This window comes from Kerstersia similis, assembly GCF_965139615.1.
GTDB lineage: Bacteria > Pseudomonadota > Gammaproteobacteria > Burkholderiales > Burkholderiaceae_B > Kerstersia > Kerstersia similis.
Genome location: NZ_CBCSIQ010000008.1, coordinates 97216 through 121914 on the forward strand (window position 1 = coordinate 97216; position 24699 = coordinate 121914).

The following is a 24699-nucleotide window of genomic DNA, read 5'->3' on the forward strand; positions in this document are numbered from 1 at the left end:
AACAGGGTGTTGCATGCCCTTGCCCAGACGGTTGCGCGATCAGATCGCGTCGTCGTTCTCGCCGTCTTCCGATTCCGAACCCTTGGCTTCTTCGACGGCCTGGTGGAAGGTCGAGAGGCTGGCGCGAATGGCGGAAATGTTGCGGTTCATCGTGGCGCGGAGGATTTCGGGATCGGGGAATTGATCGGAAGCTGCCAGGAAGCATTCGATCTGGGCGCTCACGTTCCAGGTGTTGTCGCTATTCATGTAGCTGACAGTCAGCTTGGCAGCCTTGTTGCGGATATTGACTTCATTGGCGAGTTCCAGCAGTTGCTCGCGCGACAGGCCGGTGCGTTCATCATCGGCGAAATTCGGAAATACCAGGCGCAGGAATTCCGGGTCGTTGTCGGCGTCGATGGAAAGGTAGAACACGCCCATTTCCGGGTGGCGGAAACGGACATCACCGTCATCGTCGATGTCCGATTTGTAATCCAGAACCTCTTGGTACAGCTTTTGCAGTTCTTCGGTCTTGGACGTCATGAGTAGGTGCTCCTTCTTGAGATAACGAAATGGTGGCTTGAGCGATAAGGGTATGTCGCTGGCCGGGGACTTCAGGTGTGGCAGCGGCCAGGCGCCTGCTTCATATTCCGCTGCCATATTGTGCCGTCTTGTCTAGCGGAGAAGCGCCAGCACGGCATGGCCGTCCAGTGTTTCTTCACGCAGCAGTTGCTCCGCCAGCTGCCTGATGCTGTGCCAGTGTGTTTCCACCAGCGTTTCTGTTCGTTCACGCGCTTCCTGCAGCCAGATATCCACGCGCAGCTGGGCACGTTCCATCCAGGCAGGAGGCAGGGGTGTATCGAATGGCGCCAGGGACAGCCAGCCGAAGCTTTCATCCAGCCCCCATTCGGTGACTGCCAGCCAGGCCAGTTCACTGGCTTTGGCCAGATCGCTGGCTGCGCCGTTGTCGCTGCCGCCGGCAGGTTCGGACGCGGGAAACTGCTTGAGTTGCGCCACACGGCCGGCCAGTTTGATGCACAGGTCGTCCATGGCTTCGCGGCGATTCATCGGGCGCACGCTGTGCTCATCATCACGGGAGAGTGCGACAAACCCATGGGCGTCGCCCCGTCCGGCGATGGTGACTTGTTCCAGTGGGTGCTCCGGTCGCAGCAAGGCCGCCAGCACGGCATGCCCCGCCTCATGGAAGGCGACGGCGGAGAGGTACTCCTGCAGCGGTTTGCGGCGGCTGCGTTCGCCGTATTTCACGGTATTGATCTGTTCCAGCAACTGTTCGTAGCTGATGTGTTCGTGCGGGTTCTGCCGCAGGGCGAGCACCAGCTCACGATAGACTTTTTCGAAGTCGGCGCCGCTCATGCCGGCAGTCATAGCGACCAGCGCATCGAGATTCCAGGCGTCGGCGGCCGGGGGCAGCGGCCGGGGCAGGGTGCTCAGGCGCGTGTCGATGAAGTGGCGGCGGGCCTCGCGATCCAGCAGCGGGACTTCCATGAGCAGATCCAGGCGCCCGGAACGCAGCAATGCCGGATCGACATTTGCCAGAAAATTGGTAGCGGCGACAATAAAAACCGGATGATCTGTCTGCGAACCGAAGCCGTCGATTTCCGCAAGCAGCTGGTTGATCGCCGGTTCCATGCCACGCATGCCGCGTATGCCCAGGGCGTCGATTTCGTCGATGAAAACGATGCTGGGGGCATAGCGCCGGGCGCGCCGGAAAATGGAACGGGTCAGGGTCGGATTGAACAGTTGCGGGCCGGTGACTGAGAGGAAGGGAACCCCGGCTTCTGCGGCCAGGGCTTTGGCCAGCATGGTTTTGCCGGTTCCTGGGCGACCATGCAGCAGCATGCCCTTGGGGGGCGGTGCCTGCTGGCTGTCAGTGTCGGCGCTGCCCGCATCGCGGGCGGCCAGCAAATGGATGATTTGTTGCAGGCGTTCCTTGGCACGGGTATGCCCTTTGATGTCCTGGAAACGCAAATCCGGCATTTCAACGGCGAAGCCATCATCGGCGCCGTAGTCCTTGCGGCCTTGGATACGATCCAGGCGAACCGAGTCGATCACCAGCTGCAACTCGCCTTCCTGCCGGTGTGGCCGCAGTTCGTAATGAAGGACTTCGCGGCGGCGGAACTGGTTGCGATGCAGCGCATCAAGATCGCGGCCGGCAAACCAGTCCTGCACTTCCTGGCTGATGCTGACCTTGATGCGTTCCGGCAATTGGCTGCTGCTGGCCGTGTCGGCAAAGCAGGCTTCCGTCAGCCATTGCGTCCCGGCCTCGGAGAGCTCCAGCGGGGTAATGTCCGGGCCGAAAGATAGTGTGACGATGGTCGCAATCAGCGCCGGATTGTCGAATTCGACAGGGATTGCCTGCTGGCTGAACCGTTCGGCAAAATCCGACAGCGCTGCCCTGGTGATGCTGATCAATGACGCTATCGTCAACTCGGCAAATGGCAGCAGGGTGGCATTGGAGAGGTAGCCGGCCAGGTAAGAGGTGATCTTGCCATTCTCGCTGCTGGTGTCCTCGCTGTCGTCGTCGGCACGGCGCGCCAGCATGTCTTCGGCGAGCAGGTTGGCGGCGCGTGCCGGATGTTCCCGTATCAACTTGGAAAGGCTGCTGTCCTCGGCCAGTTGAGGGCTGGGCCGCATGGTGAAAATCAGCTGTGTGGCCTGGAAGGAAACGCGCCGGCTTTCCGCGCGGGAGCGCTCTTTCTCATTGCCGAAGCCGTACTCGTCTTCCAGATATCCATCGCTGAGCAGATTGGCCAGAATATTCTGCACATTGGGATGGGCGCGATCGACATCGTCGAATACCACCACGGCGCGCGGGTGGCGGCGCACGAATCCGGTCAGGCGGCCAGGGCCGGCGTTGCTGTAACCCTCGCGCAGCCCTGTCAGGCCGAAACCCTCGTTGTGACTCTGAAAGCTGGCCATATTGAGCACCAGGCTTTTGCCTTCATTGGTTTCGGCCAGTTTGCGTGCCAGCAGCGATTTGCCGGTACCCGCCGGGCCGATGCAAACCAGCAGGCGCGGCTTGCCGGGTGCGTTCAGCTTCAGGGCGCGCGCCAGCAGTTCCGTACGCAGGCGCGCCAGTGCCGCGGGCTGGCCGATGATGGTCTGCCCCAGCGTTTGCAACTGTTCGTCCACCTGCTTCAACACAGCGGGGACGCGTTCTTCGCGGCTGAGGGTGTCTTCCGGTTCGGTGGCCGGGAGCGCAGGCTCGCCGCTGGCCGGGGGCGCTTCGCTGCTGCGGCTGCGTCCCGGGTGGTTGCGGCGATCTTGCTTGTTGCTGGTGTCGCCTGCCTTGGTTTTGCCGGCGGCCGGGGGGCGCCCTGGAAGCTTCAGGGGCAGGGTTTCGTCCTGGAACTGGTCGAGCAGCGCCGTCACTTCCTCGGAGACCGGCAGTGTGGTACCGGATTGACCGCCAGCCAGGTAATGCATGCCATCCGTGCGTGCGGCCGCTGCGCCTGTAATGCCCAGCCGAGCCGTTTGATGCAAGCCCAGGGCACGGGTATCGACATAGAGCGACAAGGCTTCACGCAGCGCTCCCAGGGTAATGCTGTCTTTGCCGCTGGCCCTGGCGGTCTGTTCGGCCAGCACCAGGCATTCCTGCAAAGAGATATCACGGTCGGCGCCACTGGCGTTGGGATTTGCGGCGAGGTGCGCGGAGGCGTTGTCGGTGCAGTCGCCGGGCGTGGCCGGCGACATGGGCTCGTCGTTGGTAATGTCTTCGGCCGCTACCTGGGCAACGGTGCTCGTTTCCAGTTCGGGCAGGAATAGGCCTGCCACTGGAGATGAACCATATTCCTGTCGCAGCGATGTGACTTCGGCAGTCAGGGCCACGGCTGGCTGGGCAGGGTACTCCGCTAGCTGCTGGCTGCCGTCCTTGCGTTTCGGTGCTTGCTTATCCCTGGGGTCCAGTCCCAGCTTTCTCGCGGTGTCGTCGGAAATTTCCGTGGTATCGACGTAGGTTTTTAACGTTTCGTTGATGATATCCATGTTGATGCGCATGAGGCCATGGCGCAGGGCAGTGATTTTGGATAGCTTCAGTACGTCAAGGAAAGTCAGCGGCTGGATCGGGGGCATGCTTGAGGAAAAATGCAGGGGAAAGGTAGGACAGCAGAGTGAAGTATAGGCACTCCCATACCGGGGTGCCCGCTGCGGCATGCCTTGAGTTGTGAGGGATCAGCGATTTTTGATGTCACACTTGTGCCAGATTGTGTGAGTTGTAAAGGTTGGTGGCGGGGGTGGGTTGCGCGCAGCTGCCAGGAACAGATCAGGGAAAATGGGCATTTCGCGGCGTGGTCCTATTTGTAACAGGATCTGGGTTGGCGTACAGGCAACAGTCGCGGTTTTGAATCTGCCGCGTAACGTGATAGAATCCGACGATTCAGTATGCACCTCATTCCATCCATTTTTTAACTGCGTAATAGAATTCATGCCTATTGTTCGCCTGAAAGAAAACGAGCCGTTTGAAGCCGCTCTGCGCCGCTTCAAGCGCACCATCGAAAAGACGGGTCTGCTGACCGAACTGCGTTCGCGCGAGTTCTACGAAAAGCCCACCGCTGAGCGCAAGCGCAAGCATGCCGCCGCCGTGAAGCGCCACTACAAGCGTATCCGCAGCCAACAACTGCCTCCGCGCCTCTACTGATCTGTTCAGTGAGTGATTCCTGATTCTTTCATCCAGGAACTTCTCGCCCGGGTCGATATTACTGATGTCGTCGGGCGTTATGTGCAGCTGCGCAAGGGTGGGGCGAACCTTTTAGGTCTCTGCCCCTTCCATAACGAAAAATCCCCTTCCTTTACTGTCAGCCCTACCAAACAGTTCTATCACTGTTTTGGTTGCGGAGCCCATGGCAGCGCGATTACCTTTCTGATGGAGCATACCGGGGCGAGTTTCCCGGAGGCCGTGCGTTCGCTCGCCGCATCAGCAGGGATGAACGTACCCGAGGAACCGCGCAGCCCGCGTCAGCAGGCCGAGGCGGCACGTCGCAAGGAAGAGGTTTCTCGGCATACGCAAGCCCTGGAAAAAGCACAGGAATACTACCTGGCTCAGTTGCGCCAATCGGCGCAGGCGCGCCGCTATCTGCAAGGTCGCGGGCTGACTGGTGAAATCGCCAAGCGCTATGGCCTGGGTTGGACGGGAGATGACCGTCGTGGCCTGGCCAATGTGTTCGAGCGGTATGACGACCCGGTGCTGGTCGAGGTCGGTCTTGTGGTGGAAGCCGAAGACGGCCGCCGCTATGATCGCTTCCGCGAGCGCGTGACCTTTCCCATCCGCAATGCGCGTGGTGCCCTGATCGGTTTTGGCGGCCGCATTATCGGCAAAGGCGAACCGAAGTATCTCAACTCTCCGGAAACACCGCTGTTTTCCAAGGGGCAGGAGCTCTACGGGCTGTGGGAAGCGCGCCAGGCCATTCGTGCGGCCGGGCAGGTGCTGGTCGTCGAAGGCTACATGGATGTGGTCGGGCTCGCGCAACTGGGCATAGAGCATGCCGTGGCGACGCTGGGTACGGCGACGACCCCGCAGCACGTGCAGAAGCTGTTGCGCGCCAGTGAAAACGTGGTGTTTTCCTTCGATGGCGACAAGGCCGGCCGACGCGCTGCATGGCGGGCGCTCAATACCTGCCTGGCGTTGCTGCGGGATGATATTTCCATTCGTTTCCTGTTCCTGCCGGAAGAGCACGACCCCGATTCCTATGTGCGGGCCTTCGGTGCCGAGGCCTTTCGGGCCACGCTTGCCGAAGCTCAGCCCTTGTCGCGCTTTTTGCTCGATGAACTGGCGGCTCGTCATGCGCTTGAGGAAGTGGAAGGGCGTGCGGCATGTATTCATGAGGCCCGGCCGCTATTTGCCGAAATTCCTGAGTGCGCGCTGAAAATCCAGCTGCATAACGAGTTTGCGCGGCAGGTGCGGCTGACGCCGGAAGAGTTGCATGCCATGTTCCGGGCGGGTGAGGCCCAGGCGCCGGGGCGGCCGGTGTCGCATGCCTCCAGTCAGGCTGGTGGCGGGGCGGAAGGTCCTGTGGTGGCCGGGCATGGCGGTGTTCCGGCGGGCGCTCATGCGCCGTCATCGGATGCGCCGCCGCCCTGGATGGTGGCGCCCGACGATGTGGTGCCCGAGGATATCGGTTTTCATGGCGGGCTGGATCCTGAAGGGGGCTATTGGCCGCCGGAGCAGGAAGCCTCCTTTCCATCGCAAGCAGGCCGCTCAGGTGGCCGCCGGCAATGGAATGGCAATGGCCGTGGCGATGGCAGCCAGAAGGGACGCAAAGGGGGCGGGCGCTGGAACGACCGTGGCGGCGTGCCTCCCTTGAGCGGCGGCCAGCAGGTGGCCAGCCTGCCGCGCAAATTATTGCGCTTGCTGGTCAGCCATCCCGGGCTGGTCGATGAAATGGGCGATCAGCAGCTTGAAGTTCTGGATAGCAGCCCCCATATGCGTATGGTCAGGGAGCTGGTGACACTCTTGCAGGATTCGGGAGCAAGGCACATAGGCGCCATGATGGAAGCTGTGCCATCGGGTTCCGAGCTGGCCGGCATCCTGCATGACCTGTCGCGTGATGTGCTTGGCAGTGAGGAGTTGCCCAACCCGCAGCTGGAGTGGGAAGGGGGACTGCGCAGTGTCGAACGCGATGCGCTGAAGCTTGAGCTGGATGCCCTGGTGGCAGCTGGCCTGACCGATGAGGAATCGAAAAGTTTATATCATGATCTGACACGCCGGCTGAGAGGCTTGGGGAACGCTTAGTGTAGTGTTCCCGCAAATAAGTTAAGATTCAGGGGTTTGCGCTGTCTGCCCCGAACCTTTTATCGGCGGTGTGGTCGGATGATGCTGCGGGTCTTAACCCGCCTGATGCCGGGGGCTTTGCTGCTTCCGGCTTTTCGGCGCTTGAAGCCGAGTTGTTCTCGCTCTTTTTTGTCCTGTTCAATGTTTGGGCTGTCGGCAGAATCAAACAGCCCTCCCGTTTTGTGGCGGCAACTTCGCTACGGAAACCATTATGACCCAATCCAAAACCGCAAAAAGTTCGAAGGCAGACCAACAGACGCATATCGACGTGCCGGATACAGGCAGTGCGGCAACGGCTGGCGCACGCAAGGTAACGCGCGCCGCCGCCAAGACGCCGGCCAAGGCTGCGGTCAAGGTGGCTGCGGCGGGCGCGGCCAAGACGGCAAAGACGGCAGCCAAGAGCGCGACCAAGACGGCGGCCAAGAAAGCTGTCGAACCCAAGGCTGCGGCACCGAAGGCAGTCGGCACTGGCCGGCGTCCCGGCCGTCCGGCCAAGAGCGCCAACGTCAGCGCGGATTTCGATGACGATATGGACCAGGACGGCGAAATCGTTCCGGATTTCAAGCCGGTCAAGCGCGGCAAGCGCGGCAAGGCGGATCCCAAGGATCTGATCGCGCGCGGCCCGGTCTCGCCCGAGGAATATGAAGCCCGCCGCAATCGCCTGAAGCAGCTGATCAAGCTGGGCAAGGATCGCGGCTACCTGACCTACGGCGAAATCAACGACCATCTGCCTGACGATCTGGTCGATGCCGAAGCCATCGACGGCATCATCAGCACCTTCAGCGACATGGGTATCGCGGTCTATGACCAGGCACCCGATGCCGAAACACTGCTGATGAGCGAAAACGCGCCGGTCGCGTCCAACGACGATGACGTCGAAGACGAAGCCGAAGCCGCGCTCACGACGGTGGATTCGGATTTTGGTCGCACGACCGATCCGGTTCGCATGTACATGCGTGAAATGGGTTCCGTCGAACTGCTGACGCGCGAAGGCGAAATTGAAATCGCCAAGCGTATCGAAGACGGCCTGAAGCACATGGTCATGGCCATCTCCGCGTGTCCCACGACGATCCTGGAAATCCTGGCGCATGTCACCAAGGTCCGTGACGGCTCCATCCAGGTCGATGAAATCGTTGACGGCCTGCTGGATCAGGACGGCGAAGAGTACGCGGGTGCTGGCGTGACCGACAGCAGCGATGACGGCCCTGCCGGCGGCATGAGCAGCAAGCAGCTGGAAACCCTGCGCATCGAAACGCTGGAAAAATTCGATCGCGTCGAGAAATGGTTCGGCGTGATGCGCGAGTGCTACGAAACCGGCGGTTACCGCTCGGCGCGTTACCTGGAAGCGCAGGAAGGCATCCAGGAAGAGTTCCTGGGCATTCGCTTCACGGCCAAGATGGTCGAGCGGCTGGCCGACACGCTGCGTTCGCAGGTAGAGGAAGTACGCCAGCTGGAACGTGCCGTGCTGTCGGTCTGCGTGGATCGTGCCGGCATGTCTCGCAGCCACTTCATCAAAGCCTTCCCGGGCCAGGAAACCAACCTGGAATGGGTGCAGAAAGAAGTTGATGCCGGGCATTCCTACTCGGAAACGCTGGCGCGCCACATTCCTGACGTCCAGGAGCTGCAAGGCAAGCTCATCGAATTGCAGGATCGCGTCGTGCTGCCGCTCAAGGATCTCAAGGACGTCAACAAGCGCATGGCGACCGGTGAGGCCAAGGCCCGCAAGGCCAAGCGTGAAATGATCGAGGCCAACCTGCGTCTGGTGATCTCCATTGCCAAGAAATACACCAACCGTGGCCTGCAGTTCCTGGATCTGATCCAGGAAGGCAATATCGGCTTGATGAAGGCAGTGGACAAGTTCGAATACCGTCGTGGCTACAAGTTCTCGACCTACGCGACCTGGTGGATCCGTCAGGCCATTACGCGCTCCATTGCCGACCAGGCCCGCACCATCCGTATTCCGGTGCACATGATCGAAACGATCAACAAGATGAACCGGATCAACCGCCAGATCCTGCAGGAAACCGGTGCCGAGCCGGATCCCGCAACCCTGGCGGCCAAGATGGACATGCCCGAGGACAAGATCCGCAAGATCCTGAAAATCGCCAAGGAACCGATCTCCATGGAAACGCCGATCGGGGATGACGACGATTCCCACCTGGGCGATTTCATCGAAGACACGGCCAACCTGGCGCCTGCCGAAGCGGCCTTGCATGGCTCCATGCGCGACGTCGTCAAGGAAGTGCTGGATTCGCTGACGCCGCGCGAAGCGAAGGTGCTGCGCATGCGTTTTGGTATTGAAATGAGCACCGACCAGACGCTGGAAGAAGTCGGCAAGCAATTCGACGTCACGCGTGAGCGCATTCGCCAAATAGAAGCCAAGGCATTGCGCAAACTGCGTCACCCCAGCCGTGCGGACAAACTGAAGAGCTTCCTGGAAGGGCAGTAATGGAAGCCTTCCTGCGATGAGCTGGGCTGATCCAACCATCCTGTTGTTGCTGGCGTTTGCCGTGCTCGGCTACGTCAGCCACAACATGGCGGTGTCCATCGCTATGTTGGTTCTGCTGTTTGTCCGGCTGACGCCGCTGCAGGCGCATTTCCCGTGGGTACAGAAATACGGCCTGAGCGTAGGCATCATCATCCTGATGGTAGGGGTGATGACGCCCATTGCCAGCGGCCGCATCAGTGTCAGCGACCTGCTGCATTCGTTCGTCGAATGGCGCTCCTTCCTGGCCGTGCTGGTTGGCATTGGCGTGGCCTGGCTGGGTGGGCGGGGCGTAGTGCTCATGGGCAACAGCCCGCAGATCGTGGCAGGCTTGCTGATGGGCACGCTCATCGGCGTGGCCTTCTTCCGCGGCGTACCTGTCGGACCGCTGATCGCCGCCGGTTTGCTCTCCTTGCTGATCGGTAAATCCTGAGCCTGAACGGCTGCCGGAAGATCAGGGATTTTGCTGTGCTTCTGTTTTGCAATGCCTGTCAGGCATGTCATAATAGCGAGCTTGGGGGCCGTTAGCTCAGTTGGTTAGAGCAGAGGACTCATAATCCTTTGGTCGCTGGTTCAAGTCCAGCACGGCCTACCAAAATTACCTAGCATTATCAGTGAATTACGCCACCCTTAACGGTGGCGTTTTTCTTTTCTGGTGCTGCTTGTGCCCAAAGTGTGGCCGCTGCGGCGCGGGCGGCCAACCGTGGCGGTGCGAGGTGCGCTATTTTTGCTCCAGCCCAATCACCTGTCGCATAGCGGCAAGGCCTGCCCGGCGCTAGCGTGATTTTGATATTCCACACCACCTTTCAAGGGTCAGGAAATGACAGCGTTGAGTCTCAGAAGATCCGCACGCCTCATTATTGTGGATGAGGACGGCAGGTTGCTGCTATTTCAATACCACGATGAGCATCAGGCGCCTTTCTGGGCGACGGCTGGCGGCGAGCTGTTGCCGGGCGAGTCTTATCTGGATGCGGCACGGCGCGAGCTGGAAGAGGAAACCGGCCTGGCGCTGGAGATCGGGAGACTGTTGAAAACCAGGGATGCGGTGTATGCGGTGGCCCGGTCCTCGCCTGCCAGATGGCTGGAGCAGTACTTTCTGGTGCGCTGCCCGGCTCCGGCAGCAATCCGGCGTGACGGCTGGACGGAGGAGGAGCAGAGTACGATTCAGGCATGGAAGTGGTGGCGCCTGGAGGATATGCAGGCTCAATCTCCTGATATTTTCAAGCCGGATTGGCTGGCTGATTTGCTTGAGTCTATCCATTCCGAAGGGATGGATGCCTGACGCCAGGGCCTGCCCTGATTTTTCGCTCATGGCCTGAACCACCCGGCCGGGTGATACACGGCCGGTGGTTCTTTGCACGTTCGGGAAATCTCTGCAATTCCCATGGGGTTCAGGACTTGGCTGGCGATGTCGTTTACCATCAAGACACAGCAAGGTTTCACGCTCCGCTTGTGGCAACATAGGCTCGGGCAGTTTTGAACCCATAAGGAGTGCATGTCGAGATGAAACGAGCGACACGTTTGGGTATGGCGTTGGCCGCGGCCGCAGCGATTCTGGCAGTCGAAGCGCAGGCTTGTACCCGGGTGATTTACCATGGCCCCAACGATACCTATCTGACGGGACGATCCATGGATTTCAAAGATCCGATGATCAGCAATCTTTGGGTATTTCCGCGTGGCATGGAGCGGCATGGTGCTGCTGGGCCTCGTTCAGTGACATGGAAATCGACCTATGGCAGCCTGATCGTTTCCGGCTATGAGATTTCCGCCGTGGACGGCATGAATGAGGCCGGGCTCAATGCCAATCTGCTCTGGCTGGCCGACGCCCGCTACCCTGAGGACGATGGGGCGACGCCGCGTATCTCGCTGGCGATATGGGCGCAGTATTTCCTCGACCAGTTCGCGACGGTCGAAGAGGCTGTGAAGCATGTGCAGGAGCATCCGATGCTGGTGGCGAGCGGAGAGGTGCCGGGCCGGCCGGGAAGCCTGGCGCCACTGCATTTGTCCCTGTCGGACGCAACAGGGGATAGCGCCATTCTGGAGTGGATCGACGGCCAGTTGAAGGTGCACCATGGCCGCGAGTTCAGGGTGATGACCAATGACCCGCCGTATGACGAGCAGTTGGCGATCATGAAGTATTGGCGTGGGGTGGATGGGCGCAGCTTCTTGCCGGGCACCAACCGCGCACCGGATCGTTTTGTCCGTGCCAATTATTATGCAGACGCCGTGCTGAAAAGCGATGATCCCCGTACGGCAGCGGCGGCGCTATTCAGCGTGGTGCGGAATGTGTCGGTGCCTTACGGTATCAGCCATCCGGATGCCCCAAATCTGTCCACGACACGCTGGCGCGTTGTGGCGGACCAGAAGAACAAGCTGTTCTACGCGGAGTCGGCCACTGCGCCCAATGTGTTTTGGGTGGATCTGCAGCGCCTTGATTTTTCCGAAGGGGCAGAGACATTGACCTTGAATCTGGGCGTGGATATGAATCGGGTGTTGGCCGGAGAGGTGTCGGCGCAGTTCGTGCCGGCCACGCCTTTCGAATTCAAGGCGGTAGAGTAACGCCCGGCTGATCGCAGGAATGCCTGCGTTTGATGGGCATCGGTTCTTCCCGAAAAAAAACGCCACCGGAATTATTCCGGTGGCGTTTGCCTTTGATGGGGCAGACAGCAGGCCTGGCGCCAGGGTTCCGGCTGTCGGCTTCAGGCGGTCATCCAGATGAACATCCCCATGGTGAGGATGGACAGGATGGTGCTCCAGAACAAGGTCGAGGCCATTTCCTGGGTGCCGCATTTGTATTCCACGGCGAAGATCACGGCAATGGAGGCGGTGGGAATGGCCAGGGTGACGGCGACCAGGCCGCGTTCGACAGAGGGCACGCCCACGGCCAGCATGATGGCCAGGATGATGCCGGGCAGCAGCAGGTTTTTGCCGATGACGTTGATGATGACAGGCAGCGAAACACTGACTTTCTGCGAGAACAGCACAATACCTACGGCAAAGAGCGCGACGCCACCCGTTGCCTGGCCCAGCAGGGTGAAGGAACCCTTGAGGGAGCGAGGCATTTCCAGGCCGCACAGCAACAGGATGAAGGCCAGCACCGGCGCCCAGACGACGGGTTGCTTGATTGCCTTGAGCAAGCTGTCGCCGGCAATGGCCAGCGCGCTTTTCTTGACTGCGCCGCTTTCCTCTTGATTGCCGACCAGAAAGATCAGGGCCAGGGGCACCTGTACCAGATTCATCAGCAAACTGCCGGTGGCAATGGCAATATCGGCGTCATTGGGGTAAAGCATGCCCAGCACCGGCGTACCGATGAAGGGAACGGCGGGGCCCGCGATGGCGATGGCTCGCAATGCCGCGAGCTGCGCCGTGGAGCGGAAGACGAGCAGGGACAGCGCAAAGACAATGATCAGGCCGCCTATCATGCCGATGGCCGTCCAGATGAAGAGCGGGATGTTCTGGCTGATGGCCGTCAGCGAGGTGCTGAGAATGCCGGCAAACAGCATCAGCGGCAGCGCATAGAGCATGACCATGCGGTTGAGAACGCTGGCCTGGTCCTGTGAAAAGCTGCGCTCCCAGCCTGCGAAGTAACCCAGCATCAGGGTGACAACAATAGGCAGCAAGGCAGTGATGATAGTTTCCAGCATACGGTGTTTCTCCAAAAGCCGACAAAGGGCAGAAACAAAGGGCCTGGGCAGAGAACCTGAACCGGGGCCTGAACAGCGGCCCCCAGGACACAGGGCCGGATTGCTCAGGTCTGGCCCTGTGCCGTCAGGCAATCCCTTGCATCAGAGCAGCGGCGGAATGGTCGGCAGCACCGGGACTTCCAGCACAGTCGGCCCTTGGCGGGTGAAGGCCTCGGCGCAAACGGCGCGGATTTCTTCCGGCGTGGTGGCGCGTACCCCATGGGCGCCATAGCCGCTGGCCAGTGCAACGAAATCCAGGCCGGGCAGATCCAGGCCGGGTACGCCGGGTGTCTGTTCCAGTTCAGCAAAGGATTTCAGGATGCCGTACTGGCCGTTGCGCGGCACGACAAAGAGGATGGGCAGCTTGTGCTGCGCCGCCGTCCAGAGCCCTTGTATCGAGTATTGGAAAGAGCCGTCGCCGATGATGGCCAGCACCGGGCGGTTGCGGCCGCTGTCTCGTTCGGCCAGCGCCAGGCCAACGCTGGCAGGCAGGTTCCAGCCCAGGCTGCCGCTGGCGAAGGTGTAGAACGAGTCCGGACGGTCCACCGGCCAGGCGGTATGCAGCTCCCCCAGGTTGGAGGGAGATTCTTCCACCAGGACGGTTTCCGGCGGCGTGGCTGCACGCAAGGTCTGGAATAGCGTCAGCGACGACAGCACGCCGTTCTGGCTGGTGTTGTCGGTGCTGGCTGCAGGATGCGGCGCCATCCCGTGCGCCTGGCGCTTGACAGCGTTGGCCGGAGCAGCCCGACCTTGCACGAGTTTTTCCAGGGCCTCCAGGGAGAGCACGGCATCGCCAAGCAGGCTGTCGCCCACCGGTGCACGGCCGGATTCCGAAGGGTCGTCTGTGATATGCAGCAGGCGCAGGCCGGCGGGCAGGTAGTCGCCTTCGACAAAGGGATAGTAGCGGAACACCGGCGCGCCGATCACGATTGCCAGATCATGTCCTGCCAGCTTCTTGGAGAGCGGGCCGATGGCAAATGGCAGGCCGCCGCTATAGAGCGGATGGGTTTCGGGGAAGGGCGGGCGTTCGGAGGCAGGGGCAGCATAAACGTGGGCTTGCAGTTTTTCCGCCAGCGCGATGGCTTGCTGCCAGCCGTCGCCGCGGGCGATGGCCGAGCCGTAGATCAGTGCAGGATGGCGGGCGCTGGAGAGCGCCTGAGCGAATTCCGCAATCCGTTCCGGATCGGGAGCGATACGCGTCGTGACCGAACGGACGACGGCTGCGCCAGTGGCAGGCTTATCCCAGTCGTCCAGCGGAATGGAGAGAAAGACCGGCCCTGCGGGCGGTTGCATGGCGATGGCATAGGCACGCATGAAGGCAGCCGGCACATCTTCGGCACGCACGGGCTCGTAGCTCCATTTCACCCAGGGCTTGGGCAGCAAGGAGGGCTCGACGTTGGTCAGCCAGGGCTCCATCAGCAGCATTTCACGGGTCTGGTTGCCAGCGGTGATGATCAGCGGCGTCTTGTTCTGCGATGCCGTCAGGATGTTGCTCATCGCGTTGCTCAGGCCGGCAGAGGTATGCACATTGACCAGCGCCGGACGGCGGGTGGCCTGGGCAAAGCCATCAGCGGCGCCGACGGCAGAGGCCTCATGCAGGGTCTGGATGTAGCGGAAGTCTTCTGGAAAATCTTTGAGGAAGGTTTCCTCGGTGGATCCAGGATTGCCGAACATGGTGGTCAGGCCCAGGTCACGCAGCAATTGAAAGGTAACGTCACGAATGGTTTTGTCTGACATGTGAACTCCGACGGTTCCAGATGGAGGGAAAGTCTGCCCGCTATGTGAATATCTGGCAGATTCATTCCTAATGTAACGTCAGATGATGATTGATGACTGTCCTGGATTGCTAGTAACTGAAAAAGTCGCTCTGTAAATGCCATTGTTTTTGAAACTTTTTGTAATTTTATTTTTATTAGATTTTTACGATTGTTTTCGGAGGATAAGTAAATGGCTGTGTCTTTGATCTGGATTAAATGATGGTGAAAATAATGGCTGTCATAGTTGTATGTTTTTAAAAGGAAAATTTTTGTTTTTATGGCCGTTTGGATATGTATGAATTCTTCTTTTCATTGGCCCGGTGTGATTTTTGCTATTGTTTCAGTAATAAGGCATAAGTGGCAGGGTGGGAAGGGTTGTTTTTGGGGTTATCGGGTTTCAAGGGCTGAACAATGTTTCCGGAATTTTGCAGTCTGATGTGAATTTTGTTTATTGCGGAAAATCCTTCCCCGCTTGATGGGGCGGAACGGAAGAAAGCGATTTTTATCAGCGCCGCAGTTTTATCCATTAAGCAAGATGCCGAAACAGGGGGCGCTTGGTAGGCATGACGGCCACATGGACGGGGGGCGATCCAGCACTGCCAGTAAGAACTGATAGGGGGCTGGCTATGGCAGGCCGATGTGCCGTATCGGTGGCGAGAGATGGCAGCCATGCAAGACCAAGTGGTACCGCTGGCCGTGTCGAGGCCCGGTGTGTAGAGGAAGTGTTGTTGTGCTGAAACGCTGCAGTGCAGCATTTAGTGTAACGAACGATACAGTTTTGTGGCCTGGGGAGAAGCCGGGTCCTTGTGGACGGGCTTGGTTTTCCCGCGATTTCCTTGGCTCTGCAGGACGGGATTGGATGTGTCGATTGTTACATTTGACTTCAATTGTGATTTTTTCTGTCGTGCTGGCACGCTAATAATTAAGAATAGATTTAATAAAAAAATTTCGAATTTATAGGTTGGAGTTCAATCATGACGAAGCGACATCCTTCCTTTGAGCGAATCGCCTTGATACTGCAGGGCGGCGGTGCGCTCGGAGCCTATCAAGCCGGGGTATATCAGGCGCTGGCCGAAGAAGGTTTGCATCCTGGCTGGGTCGCAGGCATTTCTATCGGAGCCATCAATTCCGCCCTGATCGCCGGCAACCCCCCGGAAAAGCGCGTGGATGCCTTGCGCGATTTCTGGCAGTCCATTACGACCGCACATCCTGCGCACCCGGCCTATATGCTGCGTTTCCTGGGCCTGGATAAAGCAGAAATGATCGCCTGGAACGAAACCGTGCATGGCTGGGCGAACCAGATGAATGCGGTGGCGACCGTTCTGGGTGGCGCGCCGGAATTCTTCAAGCCGCGCACGCTGCATCCTTTGCTTGCCCCCAAGGGAACGGACAGCGCACAGAGTTTTTATGATGTTTCCCCCCTGCGTTCCACGCTGGAACGACTGGTGGACTTCGACCGGATCAATTCGGGCGAGATGCGCTTCAGTGTCGGGGCAGTCAATGTCCGCAACGGCAACTTCACGTATTTCGATACGACGACGCATACCATCCGTCCGGAGCACATCATGGCCAGCGGCGCGTTGCCGCCTGGGTTTCCGGCAGTGGAAATAGATGGCGAAGCCTATTGGGATGGCGGGCTGGTTTCCAACACGCCATTGCAATGGGTGCTGGAAAACAAGCCTCGGCGTGACACGCTGGCATTTCAGGTGGATCTCTGGAGCGCCATGGGCGAATTTCCCGGAGACCTGATCAGCCAGGACCTGCGCCTGAAGGACATCCGTTTTTCCAGTCGTACGCGCTACGCCACGACACAGTTTCGCAACCAGCAGCGCCTGCGCCGCGCGCTGGCGCGCATGATCGAAGACATGCCGGATGTTGCGCTGCTGGGCAAGGATGATGCCGGCATCGAGGCCTTGATTTCAGAGGCGGATGAGAAGGTTTACAACATCATCCACCTGATCTACCGGGCCAAGAATTACGAGGGCTCCTGCAAAGACTATGAGTTTTCCGCTGTCACCATGCAAGAGCATTGGGACTCCGGTTATGCGGACGCAGTGGAAACGCTGAAGCACAAGGAGGTCTGGCAACGGCCCGAGACTCCGGATGGCGTGGCGACTTTCGATATCCATGACCACGAGCCGCAGCTCAGAACCCGGCGCGCGCGCCGCAGGTAAATGACTTCCCCCCTGCAGCATCCCTTTGGGGCGGTTGCGTGGCGATGGTGTGGCGGCGCAGGGATATCGTGGTTGACGTATCCGCATGCCACCGCAATGGCTACTGCATCCCGTCGCGGCGACAGGATGCTGCCTGGGGACACCAGGCAAGTCCCGGCCTGTGCTGGTCGGGCAGCACCATGTTTTTTCGACCCACTGCAAGATAAAAGGGAGTGACTGATGAAAATCGCCGATGTGCGCGCCAAGGCATTTGCCATGCCGCTGCACGATCCCGCCTATCCGAGGCCGCCATACAAGTTCTACAACCGCGAATTTTTCGTCATCAATTACCGCACCGATCCGGAAGTGCTGCGGGAACTGGTGCCGGAACCGCTGGAAGTGATTGGTGATACCGTTTCCTATGAGTTCATTCGTATGCCGGATTCCACCGGTTTCGGTGATTACACGGAAACCGGGCAAGTGATTCCCGTGCGCTTCAAGACCCCGTCGGGCGAAGTGCAGGAAGGCGGATACGTGCATGCCATGTATCTCGACGACAACGCGCCGATTGCTGGCGGCCGTGAACTGTGGGGCTTCCCCAAAAAGCTGGCCAGCCCCAAGTTCCGCCACGAACAGGAAACCCTGGTCGGTACCTTGCATTACGGTTCCGTGCTGTGTGTGACGGCAACGATGGGATACAAGCACAAGGAACTGGATCTGAGCACCTTCTCGGCCGCGATGGCCAAGCCGGCGTTCATGATCAAGATCATTCCTCATGTGGATGGCACGCCCCGCATATGCGAACTGGTGCGCTATTACATGGAAGACGTTACCTTGAAGGGTGCATGGTCCGGGCCGGCTGCGCTGCAACTGTTCGAACATGCCATGTGCGATGTGGCGCGCTTGCCAGTGCGGGAAGTGATCTCCGCCAGCCACTACATTGCCGACCTGACCCTCGGGCTGGGCGAAGTGATCTACGATTATTTGGCACCCAACACTAACAATATTTGATAGGAGTCTGTTTATGTCTCGCTTTGATGGAAAAATCGGCATTATCACTGGTGCTGCAAGCGGTATCGGCAAGGAAATCGCACTGCGTTTCGCAGCAGAAGGCGGCACGCCGGTTATTGCTGACCTGAACCTGCAGGCGGCGCAGGCAACGGCGGAAGAAATCAAGAAAACTGGCGCTGATGCCTTTGCGGTTGCGATGAACGTGACCGACGAAGCACAAGTGGAAAAGGGTGTGGCGGATGTCATTGCCAAGTACGGCAAGATTGATGTGCTGGTCAGCAATGCCGGCATTCAGATCGTCAAGCCCCTGGTCGATTTTCCCTATGACGATTGGAAGAAGCTGCTGTCGATTCACCTCGACGGCGCTTTCCTGACGACGCGTGCTTGCCTGAAGCACATGTACGCCGCGAACTATGGCCGTGTGGTCTATATGGGTTCGGTGCACTCCAAGGAAGCTTCCAAGCTCAAGGCGCCGTATGTCACCGCCAAGCATGGTCTGGTGGGTCTGGCCAAGGTCTTGGCCAAGGAAGGCGCCGAGCACCACGTGACGGCTAACGTCGTCTGCCCCGGCTTTGTCCGTACCCCGCTGGTGGACAAGCAGATTCCCGAACAGGCCAAGGAGCTTGGCATCACGGAAGAGCAGGTGATCAAGAACGTCATGCTCAAGGACACCGTCGATGGCGAATTCACGACGACGGATGACGTCGCCGAAGCCGTCCTGTTCTTCGCGGGCGCCAAGAACAATGCATTGACCGGTCAAACCCTGGTCGTCAGCCACGGCTGGTTCATGCAATAAACCGCCGCTGCCCTCAGGCAGATGAGCGATGCAACGGCCCGCATGATTGCGGGCCGTTTTGCATGCGAAAACCCGTTCCGACGTTCTTGACTACAATTTCCTGGCAGCACGGCTGCAGCGGGTAGGCCCGAATGTGTCAGCAATCGGCCGGCCCTGGTTTCTGGCCTGGCAATGATTGAATGGAAAAATGGCATGACGCTTGCGAAGCACTGGTCCAACGTTGAGTATTTGCACGCTTCCGTGCGCAACCCGAACATCCATATCCAGGGCACCCATAGCTATTACAGCGATGCCTGGAGCGGTTCTTTCGAACAGAGCGTGGTGCGTTACCTGTATGGCGATGCATACAGCCTTCAGGCCTGGGATCCCTTGTGGCCCATAGATCAGCTGTATATCGGTGACTATGTTTGTATCGGCGCGCAGGCCGTTATCCTGATGGGCGGAAATCACACGCATCGCATGGATTGGTTCAGCCTTTACCCTTTCGTCGAAACCATAGAGCAAGCCTATGTCGGCAAGGGGGATACGGTCATTGGCGATGGGGCCTGGATAGGTATGCGGGCCATGATCATGCCGGGCGTTACGATAGGTGAGGGGGCAGTGCTTGCATCCGGGGCCATCGTGACCAAGGATGTGCCGCCCTATACTGTCGTGGCAGGCAATCCTGCGGTACCGATCCGGCAGCGGTTCGCGGCAGCGACCGTCGAGTCGATTCTGGCATTAGGCATCTACCGCTGGAGCGAAGCGAAATTCGAAGCCTTGCGCCCTTTGCTGTGCGGCAATGATTTCCCTGCCTTGCTGGCTGCATCCGAACATTTTGATCAGGGCGTGGGGCAGGGGCGTGCTGATTCTGCGTCAATGACCGGTTCCTGACAGAGATCAGGGCTGCTTTTTCATCGGTTTCAAAAAACGGCATGGTGCAGTGCGATAATCACAGGGTTGGGCCCGGATCCGCCCGGGCCGTCAAACTTCCTACCGGAGAAGCCCTGTGAGCAGTCATACCGCCACGCTGCCTGAGACGGTCACCGAAACGGTGCCGGTCACGCAGGATGCCTTGCGCATTAATGATGTGCGCATCAGCGCAGTGCGCCCCTTGATTTCACCTGCCTTGCTGGAAGATGAACTGCCGGTGCCGGAGTCGGTGCATCATTCGGTTCAACAGGCGCGCGACGCCATTGCCGATGTCCTGCATGGCCGCGATGACCGGCCGGTGGTGGTGGTCGGGCCGTGTTCCATTCACGACCACGCGCAGGCAATTGAATATGCGCATCTGCTCAAGGGGGCGGCAGAACGCTACCGCGATGAACTGCTGATCGTCATGCGGGTGTACTTCGAAAAACCGCGTACGACGGTGGGCTGGAAGGGCTACATCAACGACCCGCGACTCGATGGCAGTTTCTGCATCAATGAAGGTTTGCGCCGTGCGCGCAAGCTGCTGCTGGAAATTGCGCAGCTGGGCTTACCGGTAGGCACGGAATTCCTCGATCTGCTCAGCCCGCAGTTCATTGCAGACCTGATTGCCTGGGGAGCGATTGGTGCACGCACGACCGAAAGCCAGAGCCACAGGCAACTGGTCTCGGGCCTGAGCTGCCCGATTGGTTTCAAGAACGGTACGGATGGTGGCGTACAGGTCGCAGTGGATGCCATTGTGGCAGCCAGTTCCAGCCATGCCTTTATCGGCATGACGAAAATGGGCGTGGCGGCAATTTTCGAAACCCGTGGCAACGAAGACGCGCATGTCATCCTGCGTGGTGGCAAACACGGCACGAATTACGATGCCGCCAGCATCGAAGCCTGCTGCGCCGTCTTGCGCAAGGCTGGCTTGCGTGAGCAGGTCATGGTGGATTGTTCGCATGCCAATTCGAACAAATCGCATCAACGCCAGATCAACGTGGCAGCCGACCTGGCCGAGCAGATTGCTGGCGGGGAGCAACGCATTACCGGCATCATGCTGGAGAGCAATCTGGCCGAGGGGCGTCAGGAGTTGAAACCGGGAGTGGTCCTGGAGCGCGGCGTGTCGATCACCGATGCATGCCTGGGCTGGGCGCAAACCGAAGGCGTGCTGGAAACCTTGGCCACGGCTGTACGGCAGCGCCGCGCACTGGCCTGAGCGCGCCAGGTGCCAGGCAAACTTGCCCGGGCAGCAGCGTGATAGGCGTCTGGCGGGATTTGAGTTACAATCTCGTTCTTAGTCAGTCGGGGCGTAGCGCAGTCTGGTAGCGCATCTGGTTTGGGACCAGAGGGTCGCATGTTCGAATCATGTCGCCCCGACCAATGAATTCAAAGGGTTAGCAGCTTTGCGCTGCTGGCCCTTTTTGTTTTGTGCCGAGGAGGTTATCGGGCACCCTATTTTTGGATGGAACCATCCATCTGAATGGCAGTCCTCTGCCGCCGAACGCGTCAGCGTGGCCCCCCTTAAGCAGTGACCTGCACAGCGTCAGCGTGAGCAGCCAAGCCAGGCAGGTAGCGCATACGCTGGTGGCCGGGCAGGATGTGCGTCTGGCCGACCGCGCCGGTTCCAACGCCGCCAGCCGTGTTGCGCCGCATTCGGCATGGAGGGCGCGGATGCGTCCGATGTGGCATTCAAACAATCTTCGCGAAGATAGGCCGCGCAAATGTATGAAGCAGCGGTACGAAGCAGCAGTACGAAGCAACGATATGAGGCCGCGGCCGGGGAATGGCAAGGCTGGCGCGTCGTTGTGCTATCCAAATGGACTAGTCAGGGTGGGTAAAAGTGGTGCTGTTTGGTGGTCTATTTTACGGCTATAAAAAGCGTTTAATAGAGGAGCACTCTCATGACCAATACTCAGCGCACCCCCGGACCCTTTCCTCTTCCCGACGGTCTGCCAGTTCCGGTGGACGATGGCGCAGCGGATCACCTGACCGGCCTTCGGATGCCTGCCATATCGCTGCGTTCGACGTCTGGCGCACGGGTGGATCTGTCCGCCTTGCCGGGCCGGGTCGTTGTTTATGCCTATCCGAAGACTGGCGTTCCAGGGATTGAAATGCCCCAGGGCTGGGACGACATTCCGGGCGCTCGCGGCTGTACGCCGCAAACCCTGTCATTCCAGGCTGAGCAAGAGGTGTTTGCCGCCTTTGGTGTCAAGATATTCGGACTGAGTACGCAAACGCCGGAATATCAGAAAGAGCTGTCCGATCGGCTGGGCTTGTCCTTCCAAATACTGAGCGATGCCGAGTTTCAGCTGGCAGACGCGCTGCGTCTGCCTATCCTGACCGTGGCGGGCATGCGGCTGCTCAAGCGCCTGACCTTGATCATCAAGGACGGTGTGATTGAGCATGTGTTTTATCCGGTGTTTCCGTCGGATAGATCAGCTGCCGAAGTCATTGCTTGGTTGCAGGAAAAAGCGGCGCCGACGCACGATGCCGGTGTGTTGATCTACACGGCGCCAGGGTGCCGGTATTGCCAGGCCGCCAAGGCATTTCTGAGTGAAAAGGGCGTGGCGTTCATCGAGGTCGATGTTGATTGTGACCAGGCAGCGGCAAAGGTGATGGTTGCCCGTAGCGGTGGTCAACGGACTGTGCCCCAAATCTTCATTGGCGCCACCCATGTCGGGGGCGTGGATGAGCTGAAAGCACTTGCGCGCTCTGGTCGTCTGGGGGCCTGGCTGGCCGGGAACATGATGGCTTGAAACCAGGCTGGCGTCCGGCGATGCCTTTTTTCCGGGAACGGGTTGCGTCAGTCCGTGTCTTCCAGCATGGGCTGGCACAGGGATGCTGTCAGGCGTGCCAGCAAGTGGTCGCAGGCAGCCAGTTGTTCCAGTTCGATGTATTCGTCGGCCTTGTGCGCGACTTCGATGCTGCCCGGCCCACAGACCACTACCGGCGTATTCGCCCAGGTTTGCTGGAATAGCCCGCCTTCCGTTCCAAAGGCTACCTTGGTGCAGGCCGTGCCTGCCGGTAGCCAGGACGCAAGCAGGCGGACGGCGGGCGTATTTTCTGCAGTTTGCAGGCCAGGGTAGGCATTCATCTGTTCGATCTGCGGTGGCGGCGCAGGGGCTCGCGTGGCTTCGGCAATGGGCGCGAGCTGGATGCGTTCTTGCGTACGCGCCAGGATCATGGCGAGAATGCGTGCCGGGTCGTCTGCGGTGATGTGACGGATTTCGAAATTGACTTCGCAGTTGCTGGGGACGATGTTGAGTGCCTTGCCGCCCTGGATCGTGCCGGCATGAATGGTGGAGTAGGGAATGGCGTAACCGGATTCCCGCGCGCCAGCGGCTGCTATATCTGCCTGGACGTCGCGCATGGCGCTGATCAGATCGGCGGCAGTATGGAGGGCGTTCACGAAACGTGGCGCCAGACCGGAATGCCCGGCCTGGCCGCAACAGAGGGCACGGTAGGCGGCTTTGCCTTTGTGGCCTGTGCCGATCTGCATCAAGGTGGGTTCCCCTACTATGCATAGCAGCGGCGGGGTGATGGCCTGCGCTTCCAGTGCCCGCAGCAGGTGGCGCACCCCTACGCAGCCGATTTCTTCATCGTAGGAGAGCGCCAGGAGCAGGGGGCGTTGCAGCGGCATGCGTGCGGCATTGCACATGGCCTGTACCGCGCAGGCGACAAAGCCTTTCATGTCGGCGCTGCCCCGGCCATACAGGCGGCCGTCGCGCTCGGTGGCTTCGAAGGGGGGCGTTTGCCAGGGTTGTCCATCTACCGGTACGACATCGGTATGGCCGGAAAGCAGTATGCCCGGACGATCTGCCGGGCCGACGCTGGCAAACAGATTGGTGCGTGCCGGGTCGTCCGGGTTGCGCTCCAGTGTCGAGTGGATACCGGCTTCTGCCAGCCGGGCTTGAATCCGCGCCATCAGATCCAGGTTCGGATGCAATGACACTGATTGAAAGGCAATCAGTTCACGCAGCAGGGTAAGGCTGGAGGCGGGAGAGGCAGCAGTCATGGTGGAGGCAAGAGTCAGCGTGGCGGGGTATCGTCGTCAGACGAAGTGACAATGTGCGGGTCGAAAAAGCTCGATGCGCTCATTCCGGGTATGTATTGATCCGAGATATAGGCTCGGCAGCGTTGCATAAACACTTTGGTCAGGCGGGATTGCTCCATGGCCTGATAGGTGGCCAGCCCCAGCAGCATGGGCCGGTGCTGGCCCGCCAGGCGTACCCGCACGAAGCGCTTGCCATCGAGCGACAGGTTGGAGCGCGGCCGGACGTTGAACAGCGAGTACCCCAGGCCATTGGCCACCATGGAGCGCACGACATCTTCCGAACGTGAACGGGCTGCGATCCGGGGTTCCAGCCCTTCCTTGGCGAATACGGAAAGAAAGTATTCACGGCTGACCGGCAGATCCAGCAGCACCATGGGCAGTTCGGCCAGTTCCTGGAGCGTGACGGCAGGTTCCTGCGCCAGCGGGTGCAGTTCGCTGACCAGTACATGCAGGGGGAGGCGAGCCAGCGCTTCGAACTCCACGCCTTCGCTCAGCTGCAGGTCATAGGTAATGGCAACGTCGATGTCGATGTTGCTGAGGTGGGCCATCAGTTCGCGCTGATTGCCTTCCACCATCTGCAGTTCTACCTTTTCGAAGGCGCGGGAAAAACCGTAGATGACTTCGGGAGCGATCATGGGCGCCAGCGATTGAAAGCAGCCGACGCGCAGCGGCCCCTGGATGATGCCGTTTGATGTAGCGGCGATGTTGTAGAGGCTGGAGGCACGTTCCAGCAGGGATTCGCACTCCTGCATGACCTGTGTGCCGATGGTAGTCAGCGCCAGCCCCTTGGATGGATAGCGCACGAACAGCTGGACACCGAGTTCCGCTTCGATATGGGCGATGGCGGCCGAAATCGACGGCGAGGAAATGTGAATCTGTGCGGATGCCGTCGCGATGCTGCCGTGCTTGGCGGTAGCGACGAAGTATTCCATCTGGCGCAACGAGATGCGATTGAGCATGGCGGAAGCCTGTGAGCAACGAATGTCTGGGTGCGTCGGTATCATCCGCCTTGACCGGGCGGGAGCGATACGCGCCGAGGATCATGGCCAAGCGCCAGCCCGCACGCGAAGGGTTGGGGCGCCGACTGCCGTGCAGGCTGTTTT

Annotated in this window: 18 protein-coding genes and 2 tRNA genes; 14 read left to right on the top strand and 6 right to left on the bottom strand. The window is 59.7% G+C overall.

Features of this window, described 5'->3' with window-relative positions; all coding sequences use genetic code 11:
- Window positions 1–39: 39 nt before the first annotated feature.
- Together ACNA1V_RS07260 and ACNA1V_RS07265 are read right to left on the bottom strand one after the other, a co-directional pair.
- The gene (locus ACNA1V_RS07260) at window positions 40–519 is read right to left on the bottom strand and encodes a hypothetical protein (protein WP_415832922.1); all 480 of its coding nucleotides are present in this window, start codon (window positions 517–519) and stop codon (window positions 40–42) included.
- Window positions 520–651: 132 nt separating this feature from the next.
- Window positions 652–4068 (bottom strand): AAA family ATPase, encoded by a 3417-nt coding sequence (locus tag ACNA1V_RS07265; protein WP_415832923.1) that lies wholly within the window; start codon window positions 4066–4068, stop codon window positions 652–654.
- Window positions 4069–4420: 352 nt separating this feature from the next.
- On the opposite strand from ACNA1V_RS07265, the gene rpsU reads away from it, so the two are divergent.
- The 7 genes from rpsU to ACNA1V_RS07300 all read left to right on the top strand — a co-directional run bounded on the left by rpsU (window position 4421) and on the right by ACNA1V_RS07300 (window position 11807).
- The gene (gene rpsU, locus ACNA1V_RS07270) at window positions 4421–4633 is read left to right on the top strand and encodes a 30S ribosomal protein S21 (protein ID WP_006218592.1); all 213 of its coding nucleotides are present in this window, start codon (window positions 4421–4423) and stop codon (window positions 4631–4633) included.
- A gap of 12 nt (window positions 4634–4645) precedes the next feature.
- Window positions 4646–6724 (top strand): DNA primase, encoded by a 2079-nt coding sequence (gene dnaG, locus ACNA1V_RS07275; RefSeq protein ID WP_415832924.1) that lies wholly within the window; start codon window positions 4646–4648, stop codon window positions 6722–6724.
- Between the two features lie 250 nt (window positions 6725–6974).
- Window positions 6975–9212, top strand: a complete 2238-nt coding sequence (rpoD, locus tag ACNA1V_RS07280) for an RNA polymerase sigma factor RpoD (RefSeq protein ID WP_415832925.1) — start codon at window positions 6975–6977, stop codon at window positions 9210–9212.
- 16 nt (window positions 9213–9228) lie between these two features.
- Window positions 9229–9681, top strand: a complete 453-nt coding sequence (locus ACNA1V_RS07285) for a DUF441 domain-containing protein (RefSeq protein WP_068368964.1) — start codon at window positions 9229–9231, stop codon at window positions 9679–9681.
- 85 nt (window positions 9682–9766) lie between these two features.
- A tRNA-Ile gene (locus tag ACNA1V_RS07290) sits at window positions 9767–9843 on the top strand.
- Window positions 9844–10077: 234 nt separating this feature from the next.
- Window positions 10078–10530 (top strand): NUDIX hydrolase, encoded by a 453-nt coding sequence (locus ACNA1V_RS07295; RefSeq protein ID WP_415832926.1) that lies wholly within the window; start codon window positions 10078–10080, stop codon window positions 10528–10530.
- A 221-nt stretch (window positions 10531–10751) separates the two neighbouring features.
- Entirely contained in the window at window positions 10752–11807 is a 1056-nt protein-coding gene (locus ACNA1V_RS07300) for a linear amide C-N hydrolase (RefSeq protein WP_415832927.1), read from the top strand.
- Between the two features lie 140 nt (window positions 11808–11947).
- Here the strand turns inward: ACNA1V_RS07300 and ACNA1V_RS07305 are convergent, their stop codons facing one another.
- Both ACNA1V_RS07305 and mdlC read right to left on the bottom strand, forming a co-directional pair.
- Complete coding sequence (locus tag ACNA1V_RS07305; RefSeq protein ID WP_415832928.1) at window positions 11948–12892, bottom strand: AEC family transporter; 945 nt, start codon at window positions 12890–12892, stop codon at window positions 11948–11950.
- A 141-nt stretch (window positions 12893–13033) separates the two neighbouring features.
- Window positions 13034–14668: a benzoylformate decarboxylase gene (gene mdlC / locus ACNA1V_RS07310; protein WP_415832929.1), complete on the bottom strand. Its 1635-nt coding sequence runs from the start codon at window positions 14666–14668 to the stop codon at window positions 13034–13036.
- A 994-nt stretch (window positions 14669–15662) separates the two neighbouring features.
- Between mdlC and ACNA1V_RS07315 the strand changes: the two genes are divergently transcribed.
- The 7 genes from ACNA1V_RS07315 (at window position 15663) to grxC (ending at window position 22298) form a co-directional block, all read left to right on the top strand.
- Window positions 15663–16862, top strand: a complete 1200-nt coding sequence (locus ACNA1V_RS07315) for a patatin-like phospholipase family protein (RefSeq protein ID WP_415832930.1) — start codon at window positions 15663–15665, stop codon at window positions 16860–16862.
- Window positions 16863–17081: 219 nt separating this feature from the next.
- Window positions 17082–17852: an acetoacetate decarboxylase gene (locus ACNA1V_RS07320; protein WP_415832931.1), complete on the top strand. Its 771-nt coding sequence runs from the start codon at window positions 17082–17084 to the stop codon at window positions 17850–17852.
- A 13-nt stretch (window positions 17853–17865) separates the two neighbouring features.
- Complete coding sequence (locus ACNA1V_RS07325) at window positions 17866–18648, top strand: 3-hydroxybutyrate dehydrogenase (protein ID WP_415832932.1); 783 nt, start codon at window positions 17866–17868, stop codon at window positions 18646–18648.
- Between the two features lie 192 nt (window positions 18649–18840).
- The gene (locus ACNA1V_RS07330; RefSeq protein WP_415832933.1) at window positions 18841–19521 is read left to right on the top strand and encodes a CatB-related O-acetyltransferase; all 681 of its coding nucleotides are present in this window, start codon (window positions 18841–18843) and stop codon (window positions 19519–19521) included.
- A 115-nt stretch (window positions 19522–19636) separates the two neighbouring features.
- Window positions 19637–20758: a 3-deoxy-7-phosphoheptulonate synthase gene (locus tag ACNA1V_RS07335; protein ID WP_415832934.1), complete on the top strand. Its 1122-nt coding sequence runs from the start codon at window positions 19637–19639 to the stop codon at window positions 20756–20758.
- Window positions 20759–20845: 87 nt separating this feature from the next.
- A tRNA-Pro gene (locus ACNA1V_RS07340) sits at window positions 20846–20922 on the top strand.
- 521 nt (window positions 20923–21443) lie between these two features.
- Window positions 21444–22298, top strand: a complete 855-nt coding sequence (gene grxC, locus ACNA1V_RS07345) for a glutaredoxin 3 (RefSeq protein WP_415832935.1) — start codon at window positions 21444–21446, stop codon at window positions 22296–22298.
- A gap of 47 nt (window positions 22299–22345) precedes the next feature.
- Here the strand turns inward: grxC and argE are convergent, their stop codons facing one another.
- Window positions 22346–23557 carry an acetylornithine deacetylase gene (gene argE / locus ACNA1V_RS07350; RefSeq protein WP_415832936.1) on the bottom strand — a complete coding sequence of 404 codons (1212 nt, stop codon included), beginning with the start codon at window positions 23555–23557 and terminating at the stop codon, window positions 22346–22348.
- A gap of 14 nt (window positions 23558–23571) precedes the next feature.
- Window positions 23572–24555, bottom strand: coding sequence for a LysR substrate-binding domain-containing protein (locus ACNA1V_RS07355; RefSeq protein ID WP_415832937.1), 984 nt, complete (start codon window positions 24553–24555; stop codon window positions 23572–23574).
- Window positions 24556–24699: the final 144 nt, after the last annotated feature.